Annotated in this window: 14 protein-coding genes; 11 read left to right on the top strand and 3 right to left on the bottom strand. The window is 53.5% G+C overall.

Features of this window, described 5'->3' with window-relative positions; all coding sequences use genetic code 11:
- Positions 1-3 precede the first annotated feature (3 nt).
- Both rbsD and kup read right to left on the bottom strand, forming a co-directional pair.
- Positions 4-423, bottom strand: a complete 420-nt coding sequence (rbsD, locus tag ACSPHG_RS23510; RefSeq protein WP_435955874.1) for a D-ribose pyranase — start codon at positions 421-423, stop codon at positions 4-6.
- Positions 424-612: 189 nt separating this feature from the next.
- Positions 613-2,481, bottom strand: coding sequence for a low affinity potassium transporter Kup (gene kup / locus ACSPHG_RS23515; RefSeq protein WP_435955875.1), 1,869 nt, complete (start codon positions 2,479-2,481; stop codon positions 613-615).
- A gap of 224 nt (positions 2,482-2,705) precedes the next feature.
- Here kup and ravA point away from each other — a divergent pair, with 224 nt between their 5' ends.
- Both ravA and viaA read left to right on the top strand, forming a co-directional pair.
- Positions 2,706-4,199, top strand: a complete 1,494-nt coding sequence (gene ravA, locus ACSPHG_RS23520; protein WP_435955876.1) for an ATPase RavA — start codon at positions 2,706-2,708, stop codon at positions 4,197-4,199.
- A complete protein-coding gene (gene viaA / locus ACSPHG_RS23525) occupies positions 4,199-5,650 on the top strand; it encodes an ATPase RavA stimulator ViaA (protein WP_435955877.1) in 1,452 nt (483 codons plus the stop codon). The genes ravA and viaA overlap by 1 nt, the downstream gene beginning before the upstream one ends.
- 8 nt (positions 5,651-5,658) lie before the next feature.
- Here viaA and asnA read toward each other — a convergent pair whose 3' ends face one another.
- The gene (gene asnA / locus ACSPHG_RS23530) at positions 5,659-6,651 is read right to left on the bottom strand and encodes an aspartate--ammonia ligase (RefSeq protein WP_435955878.1); all 993 of its coding nucleotides are present in this window, start codon (positions 6,649-6,651) and stop codon (positions 5,659-5,661) included.
- A 160-nt stretch (positions 6,652-6,811) separates the two neighbouring features.
- Here asnA and asnC point away from each other — a divergent pair, with 160 nt between their 5' ends.
- From asnC to atpH, 9 genes are all read left to right on the top strand, one after another.
- Positions 6,812-7,270: a transcriptional regulator AsnC gene (gene asnC / locus ACSPHG_RS23535; protein ID WP_435955879.1), complete on the top strand. Its 459-nt coding sequence runs from the start codon at positions 6,812-6,814 to the stop codon at positions 7,268-7,270.
- 90 nt (positions 7,271-7,360) lie between these two features.
- Positions 7,361-7,810: an FMN-binding protein MioC gene (mioC, locus tag ACSPHG_RS23540; RefSeq protein ID WP_435955880.1), complete on the top strand. Its 450-nt coding sequence runs from the start codon at positions 7,361-7,363 to the stop codon at positions 7,808-7,810.
- Positions 7,811-8,179: 369 nt separating this feature from the next.
- Positions 8,180-10,069: a tRNA uridine-5-carboxymethylaminomethyl(34) synthesis enzyme MnmG gene (gene mnmG / locus ACSPHG_RS23545; protein WP_435955881.1), complete on the top strand. Its 1,890-nt coding sequence runs from the start codon at positions 8,180-8,182 to the stop codon at positions 10,067-10,069.
- Positions 10,070-10,127: 58 nt separating this feature from the next.
- Positions 10,128-10,751, top strand: coding sequence for a 16S rRNA (guanine(527)-N(7))-methyltransferase RsmG (gene rsmG / locus ACSPHG_RS23550; RefSeq protein ID WP_435955882.1), 624 nt, complete (start codon positions 10,128-10,130; stop codon positions 10,749-10,751).
- Between the two features lie 618 nt (positions 10,752-11,369).
- The gene (atpI, locus tag ACSPHG_RS23555) at positions 11,370-11,750 is read left to right on the top strand and encodes a F0F1 ATP synthase subunit I (protein ID WP_435955883.1); all 381 of its coding nucleotides are present in this window, start codon (positions 11,370-11,372) and stop codon (positions 11,748-11,750) included.
- 8 nt (positions 11,751-11,758) lie between these two features.
- Positions 11,759-12,577, top strand: a complete 819-nt coding sequence (atpB, locus tag ACSPHG_RS23560) for a F0F1 ATP synthase subunit A (RefSeq protein WP_435955884.1) — start codon at positions 11,759-11,761, stop codon at positions 12,575-12,577.
- Positions 12,578-12,625: 48 nt separating this feature from the next.
- Positions 12,626-12,865 (top strand): F0F1 ATP synthase subunit C, encoded by a 240-nt coding sequence (atpE, locus tag ACSPHG_RS23565; protein ID WP_004393045.1) that lies wholly within the window; start codon positions 12,626-12,628, stop codon positions 12,863-12,865.
- A 61-nt stretch (positions 12,866-12,926) separates the two neighbouring features.
- Positions 12,927-13,397, top strand: coding sequence for a F0F1 ATP synthase subunit B (gene atpF, locus ACSPHG_RS23570; protein ID WP_121263716.1), 471 nt, complete (start codon positions 12,927-12,929; stop codon positions 13,395-13,397).
- A 14-nt stretch (positions 13,398-13,411) separates the two neighbouring features.
- Positions 13,412-13,945 (top strand): F0F1 ATP synthase subunit delta, encoded by a 534-nt coding sequence (gene atpH, locus ACSPHG_RS23575; RefSeq protein ID WP_435955886.1) that lies wholly within the window; start codon positions 13,412-13,414, stop codon positions 13,943-13,945.
- Positions 13,946-13,956: the final 11 nt, after the last annotated feature.

Here is a 13,956-nt window from a genome sequence, read left to right on the forward strand (position 1 = left end):
GCCTCAGAAAGTTACGCCAGCGCAGAGAATGACATTCGCATACGGGGAACACTCCCCGCTGCGAATAACCGCATGTGCCTGCGCGGTGTGCTGCTTAAACTGCTCGTGACTGATATAGCGAATAGAAATGGTGTTTCCCTGGTGTTGTTGCAGCTGTTCGATGTGTTTGAGCAGCGTTTCGTGGAGCTCTGGATTATGTTGTTGGATTTCCTGAGCAAGGATCGCCGCTTCAACCTGCATCTCCTGCGTTACGACATCCACGACCTGCATAAAGCCGGGTACGCCGTGTGTCAGCGCCAAATCAATGCGCTGCGTGCTGCGCGGAATGGGCAACCCGGCATCGGCAACCACCAGCATGTCGGTGTGGCCAAGACGGGAAATAACGGACGAGATATCAGCGTTGAGAACGGTGCCTTTCTTCATTTTCTTACTCCACTAGCGAAACGTTTCGCTGATTCGGAGTGTAGGAAATGTCATGGCGACAAAACAACCACCAGGTTATGAAAATGTGATCGGTATCGAAACGTTTCGCTCATCATTTTCACAAGCGGTTAAATGAGAGCGCGCTCGGCCACAATAAAAAACGCCCCTTCGGTTGAAGAGGCGTTCTCGTTAAATCTCGACCTGGGTGCCCAGCTCGATAACCCTGTTCGGCGGGATCTCAAACTGGTCCGGTGCCCGCAGGGCGTTGCGCTGAAGCGCCAGGAACAACTTGCCGCGCAGGCGCAGATACCATGGCCGTTTACCGATAATCAGCGACTCGTGGGACATAAAGAACGATGTCTCGGTCATCCTGCAGCTCAGCCCTTCCAGGCCGCAGCGGTGGAAGATTTCCTCAACGTTCGGCGTTTCGCGCCAGCCGTAGCTTGCCACCACGCGCCAGAAGGTCGGCGAAAGCTGCTCGATGGAAACGCGCTTAACGTTGTGAACGTACGGCGCATCTTCGGTTCGCAGCGTCAGCAGCACCACGCGCTCGTGCAGCACCTTGTTGTGCTTGAGGTTATGCAGCATCGCAAAAGGAATGACGTTCAGCGCGCGAGACATGTAAACCGCGGTGCCCGGCACGCGTACCGGCGGCGACTTTTCAAGTGAGGCGATCATCGCTTCCAGAGAGTTGCCGTGTTCATGCATACGCCGCAGCAGGCGGAAACGCTCGCTTTTCCAGGTCGTCATGATGATGAACATCACCAGCGCCAGGCTAAGCGGCAGCCAGCCGCCGGAGAAGATTTTCACGGCGTTGGCGGAGAACAGCGGGATATCAATGCACAGGAAACCGACGCCCATCAGCAGCACGCCGATTTTGTTCCAGTGCCAGTTTTTACGCGCCACGGTACAGACAAGAATAGACGTCAGCACCATGGTGCCGGTGACCGCAATCCCGTAAGCCGCCGCCAGGTTACTGGAATGCTCGAAGCTAACGATGACGATAACCACGGAGATATAGAGGATCCAGTTAATCGCTGGAACGTAAATCTGCCCGGACTCCATTTCCGAGGTGTGGATAATGCGCATCGGCGACAGGTAGCCCAGGCGCACGGCCTGGCGAGTCAGCGAGAAGACGCCGGAGATAACCGCCTGGGAGGCGATAACCGTGGCAAGGGTCGCCAGAATCATCAGCGGAATCAGCGCCCAGTCGGGGGCCAGCAGGAAGAACGGGTTTTTAATCGCTTCCGGCGTTGTCAGCAGCAGCGCGCCCTGGCCGAAGTAGTTCAGCACCAGCGACGGCAGCACGACGGCGAACCACGCGATACGAATCGGGAATTTGCCGAAGTGCCCCATATCCGCATACAGCGCTTCCACGCCGGTAATAGAAAGCACGACCGCGCCCAGCGCAAAGAACGACACGGTTTTATATTCGAGGAAGAAGTGAACCGCCCAGGCCGGATTCAGCGCCTGAAGCACTTCCGGGTTAGCGATAATACTGCGCGCGCCAAGAACGGCGAGCACCAGGAACCACAGCAGCATCACCGGGGCGAACAGCTTGCCCACCATGCCGGTGCCGTGTTTTTGAATCATAAACAGCAGCGTCAGCACGATTATCGACAGCGGGACGATATAGGCATCCAGCGACGGCGCGGCTATCTCAAGCCCCTCTATCGCAGACATGACCGATATCGCCGGGGTTATCACCACCTCGCCATAGAAGAAGCTGCCGCCGATAAGCCCCATGATCACCAGCACCGAGGTCATTCTTGCCGAGGTGTTACGCCCGGCCAAAGACATCAGCGTCAGGATCCCACCTTCACCGGCGTTATCCGCACGCATGACAAAGGTGAGGTACTTCACGGAAACGACAAGAATCAGCAGCCAAAAAATTAAGGACAAAAATCCGAACACGGCGTCGCGTTCTACGCCAAAACCAAACTGACCGGACAGACATTCACGAAGGGTATAAAGCGGGCTGGTACCGATATCGCCGTACACCACCCCAATTGCAGCCAGCGTAATCGCGGGCAATGATTGTTTATTATCAGCGCTCATAGACTAATCTTTTGTTGGAATCCTGAAAGCGTGTGCTTAGTCCCTTGGCCCACAAAAAGGCGCACAGTATGCACGATAATCAAGGAAATCGTACCCCTAAATGCAGTTGGCTTATCTTTGGTCAGACAAAAAAGGTCAGCTCATCAATCGTTAACGAGCTCAGGTAGAAACGATATACTCGGCCCCCCGCACAGCGATAACCGCCTAAGGATGCAAAGCTAATTATGGCTCAATCACATTTATTGGCTGAAAGAATTTCTCGACTCAGCCAGGCGCTTGAAAAAGGACTTTTTGAACGTCAACACGCCATTCGACTTTGCCTGCTGGCGGCCTTAAGCGGGGAAAGCGTCTTTTTACTCGGGCCGCCGGGAATTGCCAAAAGCCTGATCGCCCGTCGCCTTAAGTTCGCCTTCAAGCATGCCCGCGCTTTTGAATACCTGATGACACGCTTCTCAACGCCCGAAGAGGTATTTGGGCCGCTGTCGATTCAGGCTCTGAAAGACGAAGGGCGATATGAACGTCTGACCGCAGGCTATCTGCCGGAAGCCGAAATCGTGTTTCTGGATGAAATCTGGAAGGCGGGGCCGGCCATTCTGAACACCCTGCTCACCGCCATCAACGAACGCCGCTTCCGCAACGGGGCAAGCGAAGAAAAAATCCCCATGCGCCTGCTGGTGGCTGCCTCCAACGAACTTCCGGAGGCGGATAGCAGCCTCGAAGCGCTGTATGACCGCATGCTGATCCGCCTGTGGCTCGACAAAGTGCAGGAGAAAGGCAATTTCCGCTCCATGTTGGTCAGCCAGCATGATGAAAACGACAACCCGGTGGCGGAAAGTCTCCAGGTCAGCGACGAGGAATACTTCAGCTGGCAGCAGGAGATTGGCCAGGTCGCGCTGCCCGATAACGTTTTTGAGCTGATCTTCACGCTGCGCCAGCAGCTTGAGGAGATTTCCGGCGCGCCCTACGTTTCCGACCGCCGCTGGAAAAAGGCGATTCGCCTGCTGCAGGCCAGCGCCTTCTTCAGCGGCAGGCACGCCGTCGCGCCTATCGATCTGATCCTGCTGAAAGACTGTCTGTGGCACGACACGGCGGCCATGAACCTGATGCAGCAGCAGCTCGAAATATTGATGACCGGGCAGGCCTGGCAGCAGCACGCCATGCTGAGCAAGCTAGGGGCTATCATGCAGCGCCGTATCCAGCTGCAACAGCAGCACAGCGACCGTGAAGCCATTACGGTCAGCAAGCAGAGCGGGATGTTCAGCCGTCGGCCGCAGTATCAGCTTCCGGACTACCTCAACGGGGAATCACTGACGCTGCTGCTTCAGCAGCCGCTGAAACTGCACGATATCGAGGTTATCCATATCGCGATTTCACGTGAAACGCTGGCGCAGTGGCTGGTGAAAGGCGGGGAAATTCGCGGCAAGCTTAACGGCATTGGCTTTGCGCAGGCGCTGAATCTGGAAGTCGACGCCACGCAGCACCTGGTGATCCGCGACGTCAGCCTGCAGGGCACCCGCCTGGTGATGCCGGGCAAAGAGCAAAAAGGGATGCCTGGCGAAATCAAACAGCAGCTCGACGATCTCGAGGCCGCGCTCCACCAGCAGCACGAATACTTCAACGATCAGCAAAAATGCCTGTTTATCCACAGCGACTGGCTGGGCAAGATAGAAGCCAGCCTGCAGGACGTCGCCGCACAGATTAAGCAGGCCCGGCAATAATGCTGAGCCTTGAGACGCTCGACGTCATCCTGGCTATCAGCGAAGCAGAATTGATAGAAGAGCTGATATTAACCCTGCTGGCGGCGCCGCAGCTGGCGGTATTCTTCGAGAAATTCCCCCGGCTAAAAAATGCCGTCACCCAGGATATTCCGCGCTGGCGCGAGCTGCTCAAGGCGCGTATCCACGACGCAAAGGTGCCTCCGGGGCTTGCAAGCGAAGTGCTGTGCTATCAGGAAAGCCAGCTGCTTTCGACCAGCCAGCTTGTCGTTAAGCTGCCGGAAATCCTTTCGCGGTTAAAAAGCGTTGAGTCGCCTTTTTACGGGCAGGCCCAGGCGCTGGTCGCAGAACATCCTCATTTTACACCCGCCCAGCAAACGCTGTTTCTTCAGCGCTGGCGGCTAAGCCTTGTCGTACAGGCGACCTCCTTAAACCAGGAACTGCTGGAAGAAGAGCGCGATCGGCTGCTGGCTGAGGTACAGCAGCGCCTGGCGTTGAGCGGCCAACTGGAACCCGTGCTTTCTGAAAACGACAACGCGGCAGGTCGTCTGTGGGATATGAGCGCCGGGACGCTCGGCCGCGGTGACTATCAGCTGATAGTGCAGTACGGGGAGTTTCTGGCAAGCCAGCCCGAATTGTTAAAGCTTGCCGAACAGCTGGGGCGTTCGAAGGAAGCTAAGGCGGTACCGAGAAAGGACTCGCCGATGGAAACCTGGCGCATGATGGTTCGCGAGCCTGCAACGGTACCTGAACAGGTAGACGGCCTGCAGCGAAGCGACGACATTCTGCGCCTGCTGCCGCCGGAGCTGGCAACGCTTGGCATTACCGAACTTGAGTTTGAGTTTTACCGGCGGCTGGTGGAGAAGCAGCTGCTCACCTACCGGCTGCACGGTGATGCCTGGCGTGAAAAGGTGGTTGAGCGCCCGGTGGTGCATCAGGATTTCGACGAGCAGCCGCGCGGCCCGTTTATCGTCTGCGTGGATACCTCCGGCTCCATGGGCGGCTTCAACGAACAATGCGCTAAGGCGTTTTGCCTGGCGCTGATGCGCATCGCACTGGCCGATAACCGGCGCTGTTTCATTATGCTGTTTTCCAGCGAAGTGGTGCGCTACGAAGTCTGCGGCCGGGACGGCATCGAGCAGGCGATCCGCTTCCTGAGCCAGCGCTTTCGCGGCGGCACCGATCTGGCGAGCTGCTTCCGTTCGATCGTCGAAAAAATGCAGGGCAGCGAATGGTTTGATGCCGACGCGGTGGTCATTTCGGATTTTATCGCGCAGCGGCTGCCGGACGATGTGGTGAATAAGGTGAAGGGGTTACAGCAGGCGCATCAGCACCGTTTTCACGCCGTGGCGATGTCCGGACACGGCAAACCCGGCATCATGCGCATTTTCGATCATATCTGGCGCTTTGATACCGGGATGCGTAGCCGCCTGCTAAGACGCTGGCAGCGTTAATTTCATGCTTATAGCAGAGCGGATACTTTGGCCTGGACTTCCGCAGGCCATACGCCGCACTGAACCTGGCCGATGTGCGGCTGTTGCAGCAGCAGCATGGTCAGACGTGACTGCCCAATCCCGCCGCCGATAGTCTGCGGCATTTCACCCTGCAGCAAAGACTGATGCCATTCGAGCTGTAAACGATCTTCATCACAGGTCACCGCCAACTGGCGTTTCAGGGTTTCGGCGTCCACGCGGATCCCCATTGAAGAGAGCTCAAAAGCATCTTCCAGCACGGTGTTCCACACCAGAATATCGCCGTTCAGGCCGGAGAAACCGCCTTCGCTGCTTGTTGACCAGTCATCATAATCCGGTGCGCGAACGTCATGACGTTTGCCATCGCCCAGCTTGCCGCCGATACCAATCAGGAATACCGCGCCCAGCTCTTTGGCGATTGCACGTTCGCGCCCTTTTGCATCTAAATCCGGGAAACGCTGCTGGAGCTCTTCGCTGTGAACGAAGTGAATTTTCTCCGGCAGGGCAGCCACCAGACCATACTGTTCGCTGACCGCGGCTTCCGTGGCTTTCATTGCCGCCCAGATGCTTTCTACGGTTTGCTTTAGCGTGCCGAGATGGCGTTCACCGTCGCCCATCACACGTTCCCAGTCCCACTGATCGACATAGACGGAGTGGATAGGCGTCAGGCGGTCTTCATCGGGGCGAAGGGCTTTCATGTGCGTGTAAAGCCCTTCGCCCGCGCTGAAGTCATGCTGGCCGAGCGTTTTTCTTTTCCATTTGGCCAGGGAATGCACCACTTCAAACTGTGCCTCAGGCAAGGTCTTCACCTTGACCTGTACCGCTTTTTCACAGCCAGACAGGTTGTCCTGTGTACCATCACCCACACGGCTGAGAATCGGTGCCTGTACTTCAATCAGACCCAATTTTTCTTCAAGCTGGCGGGAGAAATGGGATTTCACAAAACTAATCTGGCGCTGTTTAGCGATGTAGGCGGTTTTCATGGCTCTTCTCTTTTTTGCTGTGTTGTTTCAGTACCGACGATTAAGCAACAGAATGGACACCATATTCAATAATCAATAATAAAAAAGGCCACCCTCTTTTTAATCGGTTAATTTCAGGCTATAAAAACTGAATATTCGTAATTAATCATAGGAAAAAGTGATGGATAATTATCAAATCGACAATCTGGATCGCGGCATTCTTGAAGCTTTAATGGCAAATGCGCGCACGGCCTATGCCGAACTGGCCAAGCAATTTGCCGTAAGCCCCGGCACCATTCACGTACGCGTCGAGAAGATGAAGCAGGCGGGAATTATCACCGGAGCGCGTATCGACATTAGCCCCAAGCAGCTCGGCTACGACGTTTGCTGCTTTATCGGCATCATTTTGAAAAGCGCCAAGGATTACCCGTCGGCGCTGGCTAAACTCGAAAGCCTCGAAGAAGTGACCGAGGCCTACTACACCACCGGGCACTACAGCATCTTTATTAAGGTAATGTGCCGATCCATCGACGCTCTCCAGCAGGTACTTATCAACAAGATCCAAACAATCGATGAAATTCAGTCCACCGAAACGCTGATCTCCCTGCAGAACCCGATTATGCGCACCATCAAGCCCTAGCCGCTAAATGTAATACCCATATTATCCACAGGTAGATCGCAGGCCTTACACAGCGTACAATGCAACTCGTTTTGAAAAGGCGGGATCGCAATGGCAGACATTACTCTGATTAGTGGCAGTACGCTTGGCAGCGCTGAATATGTGGCAGAACACCTGGCTGAGAAGCTGGAAGAAGCCGGTTTTTCAACGGAAACGCTGCACGGGCCGCTGCTTGAGGATCTGCAAACCAGCGGTGTCTGGCTTATCGTATCTTCTACGCACGGCGCGGGAGATCTGCCGGATAACCTGCAGCCGCTTTACGATGCAATAAAGGAAGAAAATCCGGATCTGAGCAATGTTCACTACGGCGCGGTGGGTATTGGCAGCCGTGAGTACGACACTTTTTGCGGTGCCATTGAGAAAATGGACGCTTTGCTCAGCGCGTGCGGTGCAAAAAGAGTGGGCTCTTTACTGAAGGTGAACATCCTCGATCATGACATTCCTGAAGATCCAGCTGAAGTTTGGGTCGGATCGTGGAAAGAATTAATCCAGGATTTGTAAAGATCGCACTTTCTTCTGTGTATAACTATGCTTAAAAGCTCGTAGTAAGCAGTAGTTATCCAAAGAACAACTGCTGTACACTTTTTGAGTTGTGCATAACCCTCGATTTTGATCCCAGCTTATACGGCGTGGGATCACCGATCATTCACAGCAAACGATCTATCCCAATCACTTGATCTCTTTAGCTTAAAAGCGGTTATCCACAGCACAGGGCGATCCTAATAAGAGATCATAATAAAGAGATCTTTAAATAAAAAAGATCTTCTTTTAATTAGTGAAGATCCCGGTACTTTCTCGATCGACTAAAGTTGAGTAGAATCGCCAACCCGGGAATCAGTCACCCTCCCGTTTAACCACGAGGCAGTCACCATGTTTTATCCAGATCCTTTTGACGTCATCATCATTGGCGGGGGTCATGCAGGCACCGAGGCCGCTATGGCCGCAGCCCGTATGGGTCAACAGACCCTTCTTCTGACACACAATATCGACACGCTGGGACAAATGTCCTGTAACCCGGCGATCGGCGGTATTGGCAAGGGACATCTGGTTAAAGAAGTGGACGCACTGGGCGGATTGATGGCGAAAGCGATCGATCATGCAGGCATTCAGTTTAGAATACTAAACGCCAGCAAAGGCCCAGCCGTACGGGCGACTCGTGCACAGGCTGACCGTGTGTTATACCGGCAGGCCGTTCGCACCGCGCTGGAAAATCAGCCGAACCTAATGATCTTCCAGCAGGCGGTTGAAGATCTGATTGTGGAAAACGATCGGGTTGTCGGCGCCGTGACCCAGATGGGCCTGAAGTTCCGCGCAAAAGCCGTTGTGCTCACGGTCGGGACTTTCCTCGATGGCAAAATTCATATCGGACTGGATAACTACAGCGGTGGCCGTGCAGGCGATCCGCCGTCCATTTCGCTTTCACGCCGCCTTCGTGAACTGCCGCTGCGCGTTAGCCGCCTGAAAACGGGCACACCTCCGCGTATCGATGCGCGCACTATCGATTTCAGCGTACTTGCGCAACAAAATGGCGATACCCCGATGCCGGTGTTCTCGTTCATGGGAAATGTGAACCAGCATCCTGCGCAGGTACCGTGCTACATCACTTACACCAACGAGAAGACCCACGACGTTATTCGTAATAACCTCGATCGCAGCCCGATGTATGCGGGTGTTATCGAAGGGATTGGTCCTCGTTACTGCCCGTCCATCGAAGATAAGGTGATGCGCTTTGCCGATCGCAACCAGCATCAAATCTTCCTTGAGCCTGAAGGGCTGACCAGCAACGAAATTTACCCGAACGGCATCTCCACCAGCCTGCCGTTCGACGTGCAGATGCAGATCGTCCGTTCCATGCAGGGCATGGAAAACGCGAAGATCGTCCGTCCGGGCTATGCCATCGAGTATGATTTCTTCGATCCTCGCGATCTGAAGCCAACGCTTGAAAGCAAATATATCCAGGGCCTGTTCTTTGCCGGACAGATCAACGGCACCACCGGTTACGAAGAGGCTGCAGCCCAAGGCCTGCTAGCTGGCCTGAACGCAGGCCGCTACTCCGCCGAGAAAGAAGGCTGGGCGCCCGGTCGCTCCCAGGCATACCTCGGCGTGCTGGTGGACGATCTTTGCACCCTCGGTACGAAAGAGCCGTACCGCATGTTCACCTCGCGTGCTGAATATCGCCTGATGCTGCGTGAAGATAACGCCGACCTGCGTTTAACCGCCGCCGGTCGCGAAATGGGCCTGGTGGATGATGAGCGCTGGGCGCGCTTCAACGAGAAGCTTGAGAACATCGAACGCGAGCGTCAGCGCCTGAAAGACATCTGGCTGCACCCGCACTCGCCGCAGGTTGAAGAAGTCAACGCGAAGCTGAGCGCGCCGCTGTCACGCGAGGCAAACGGCGAAGATCTGCTGCGTCGCCCGGAAATGACCTATGCTGAGATGATGCAACTTTCAGCGTTCGCCCCAGGGCTTGAAGATCCGCAGTCTGCCGAACAGGTGGAAATCCAGGTTAAGTACGAGGGATATATCGCTCGTCAGCAGGATGAGATCGACAAGCAGCAGCGCAACGAGAATACCGTGTTGCCAGCTACGCTTGACTACCGTCAGGTGAGCGGGCTTTCTAACGAAGTGATCGCAAAGCTCAACGATCATAAACCTGTCTCGATCGGGCAAGCCTCGCGTATCTCAGGGATTACCCCTGCGGCGATTTCCATCCTGCTTGTCTGGCTAAAAAAACAAGGGCTGCTGCGCCGCAGCGCCTGATAAAGCGTTAATCAGGGCCGGGATATCCTGGCCCGTTTTTTTATGGGTACTGAGAACCGTGTTAAACAAACTGAATCATCTGTTGGACAACGCTTGCATCACGCTTCCTGAAAACCAGAAGCTGCAACTGGTGGGCTACGTTGAGCTGCTCCACAAATGGAACAAAGCGTATAACCTGACATCGGTACGCGATCCTGGCGAAATGCTGGTGCGTCATATTCTCGATAGCATCGTCGTGGAGCCACACCTGCAGGGAACGCGTTTTATCGATGTTGGTACAGGCCCTGGCCTGCCAGGCATACCGCTTGCCATCGTGCGTCCGGATGCTCATTTCACGCTGCTTGATAGCCTGGGCAAGCGCGTTCGCTTCCTGCGTCAGGTTCAGCATGAGCTTCACCTGGAGAACATCATGCCGGTACAAAGCCGCGTTGAAGAATTCCCGGCCGAACCTGGTTTTGATGGCGTTATCAGCCGTGCATTTGCATCAATGACGGACATGGTGAGCTGGTGCCACCATCTGCCAGCAGAGAATGGCCGCTTCTACGCGCTCAAGGGACAACGCCCGGATGACGAAATTGCCGTGCTGCCCGCAGAGTTCAGCATCGAGGAAATCGTGCGTTTACGGGTTCCGCAACTGGATGGCGAACGTCATCTGGTGGTGATTAAGCCAAACAGAAATTAATTTTTATCAAAAAAAGTGAAATTAGGGATGTTTCACCCAGGTTAAAAATACAGGATATTTTTACCGACACCATTGGTTACATTTAACTAAAATACTACAAACTGCTTTCGAGCTATTAACCTGATTACCGTTATTAAAGATTAAAATAGTCACTGTTGAAAATATTATCGTGCTAAAAATACATGCGTCGAACAGGATGCAAACTTGTTAAAAGTTAATTGAGTATGTCAATAAAAGGTTTTTGCGGTGTTGCGCTTTATTTTCAAAAAAGTTGGGCGCAATCAGCTTATTTATCAGACATATGAGATTCGCACTTTATGAGACAGCCTAAAGTGCAATGAATGTAAGATTGTGAATCTGTGATCGGGTGCACGCTTTGTTGTACGGTAATTAGGCTTATTTGCACTTTTCTCAGAAGAGGCCAAGATTCATCAAAAGTTGAAAAATAAGTGGGCAGAAAATTATTTAAACATTTGTTCACCTTTTTGCTACTTAATGTTTGAAATCACGGGGCCGCACCGTATAATTTGCTCGCTTTTTGAGGCTTGACTCTGAGTCGCAAAGACAGTTTTATACGACACGCGACATACCTCTTAGGGAGCAGGAGAAGTTATCGTCATGTCAGTGTCGCTCTTAAGTTGGAACATGGCCCGTAAGCTTCTGTCCATCCAGCTTCTGGCAGTGATAACAGCAGGACTGCTGTTTTGCCTCAAAGACCCCTCTTGGGGCGCTTCTGCTTTTGGCGGAGGCCTGGCAGCCTGGTTGCCAAACGTATTATTTATGATTTTTGCCTGGCGCCATCAGGCGCATACACCTGCTAAAGGCCGTGTGGCCTGGACATTCGCCATCGGTGAAGTGCTAAAGGTGGTTGCGAGTTTTATCATTCTGGTGGTGGCGCTGGTAGGCTTTAAGGCGGTGGTTTTACCGCTGATAGTGAGCTGGTTATCGGTGCTGGTTGTGCAGATACTCGCACCAGCTGTAATTAACAACAAAGGGTAAGAGGCATCATGTCTGCAGGAGAAATCTCTACACCGCAGGAGTATATAGGCCACCACCTGAATAACCTTCAGTTGGACCTGCGTACTTTCTCGCTGGTGGATCCGCATAACCCCCCGGCCACCTTCTGGACGCTCAACATTGACTCCATGTTCTTCTCAGTGGTCCTGGGTCTCTTGTTCCTGGTTATTTTCCGCAAGGTCGCGAAAACGGCTACCAGCGGCGTACCAGGTAAATTCCAGACCGCGATTGAGCTGATTATTGGCTTTGTACATGGCAGCGTTAAAGACATGTACCATGGCAAAAGCAAGGTTATCGCTCCACTGGCCCTGACGATTTTCGTCTGGGTATTCCTGATGAACCTGATGGACTTGCTGCCAATCGATCTGCTGCCTTACATCGGTGAGCATATCTTCGGCCTGCCAGCACTGCGCGTGGTACCGTCTGCGGACGTGAACATCACCCTGTCTATGGCGCTTGGCGTATTCATCCTTATTCTGTTCTACAGCATCAAAATGAAAGGCATTGGCGGCTTCACGAAAGAGCTGACGCTGCAGCCGTTCAATCACTGGGCATTTATTCCTGTCAACTTAATCCTTGAAGGGGTAAGCCTGCTGTCAAAACCTGTATCGCTGGGTCTGCGACTGTTCGGCAACATGTATGCCGGTGAGCTGATTTTCATTCTGATTGCTGGTCTGTTGCCGTGGTGGTCACAGTGGATTCTTAATGTGCCTTGGGCCATTTTCCACATCCTGATCATTACGCTGCAAGCCTTCATCTTCATGGTTCTGACGATTGTCTATCTGTCGATGGCATCCGAAGAGCATTGATTTTACTTACCACTACTGCGTTTTAACTGAAATAAACTGGAGACTGTCATGGAAAACCTGAATATGGATCTGCTGTACATGGCTGCCGCTATTATGATGGGTCTTGCGGCAATCGGTGCTGCGATCGGTATCGGCATCCTCGGGGGCAAATTCCTGGAAGGCGCAGCGCGTCAACCGGATCTGATTCCTCTGCTGCGTACTCAGTTCTTTATCGTAATGGGTCTGGTGGATGCTATCCCAATGATCGCTGTTGGTCTGGGTTTGTACGTGATGTTCGCCGTCGCGTAGTGAGCGTTGCTTAAGATACCAAGCAATATCAGAACGTTAACTAACAAAGAGGCATTGTGCTGTGAATCTTAACGCAACAATCCTCGGCCAGGCCATCGCGTTTGTCCTGTTTGTTCTGTTCTGCATGAAGTACGTATGGCCGCCATTAATGGCAGCCATCGAGAAACGTCAAAAAGAGATTGCTGACGGCCTCGCTTCTGCAGAACGTGCTCACAAGGACCTTGACCTTGCAAAGGCCAGCGCGACCGACCAGCTGAAAAAAGCCAAAGCGGAAGCTCAGGTGATTATCGAGCAGGCAAACAAACGCCGTGCTCAAATCGTTGAAGAAGCTAAAACCGAGGCAGAGCAGGAACGTAACAAAATCGTCGCACAGGCTCAGGCTGAGATCGACGCAGAGCGTAAACGCGCTCGCGAAGAACTGCGTAAGCAAGTTGCTCTGCTGGCAATCGCTGGCGCCGAGAAGATCATTGAACGTTCCGTAGATGAAGCTGCTAACAGCGACATCGTTGATAAACTGGTCGCTGAACTGTAAGGAGGGAGGGGCTGATGTCTGAATTTGTAACTGTAGCTCGCCCCTACGCCAAAGCAGCTTTTGACTTTGCCGTCGAACACCAGAGCATCGATAACTGGCAGTCCATGCTAGCTTTCGCCGCCGAGGTGTCTAAAAACGAAGAAATGGCAGAGCTTCTCTCCGGTGCCCTGGCACCGGAAACGCTCTCTGAGTCGTTTATTACTATCTGTGGTGACCAACTCGACGCAAGCGGCCAGAACCTGATTCGGGTAATGGCTGAGAATGGGCGTCTGAGGGTTCTTCCTGATGTTCTTGAGCAATTCGTGCAACTGCGTGCAGCCCAGGAGGCCACGGTTGAAGTCGAAGTGACTTCCGCTAGCGCACTGAGCGAAGCACAGCTCTCGAAAATCAGCGCCGCGATGGAAAAACGTCTGTCACGCAAAGTGAAGCTGAATTGCAAAATTGATAAGTCTGTAATGGCAGGTGTCATCATCCGTGCGGGTGATATGGTCATTGATGGTAGCGTACGCGGCCGTCTTGATCGCCTGACAGACGTCTTGCAGTCTTAAGGGGACTGGAG

This window comes from Dryocola baronae, assembly GCF_051297175.1.
In the GTDB taxonomy this organism is placed as follows: Bacteria; Pseudomonadota; Gammaproteobacteria; order Enterobacterales; family Enterobacteriaceae; genus Dryocola.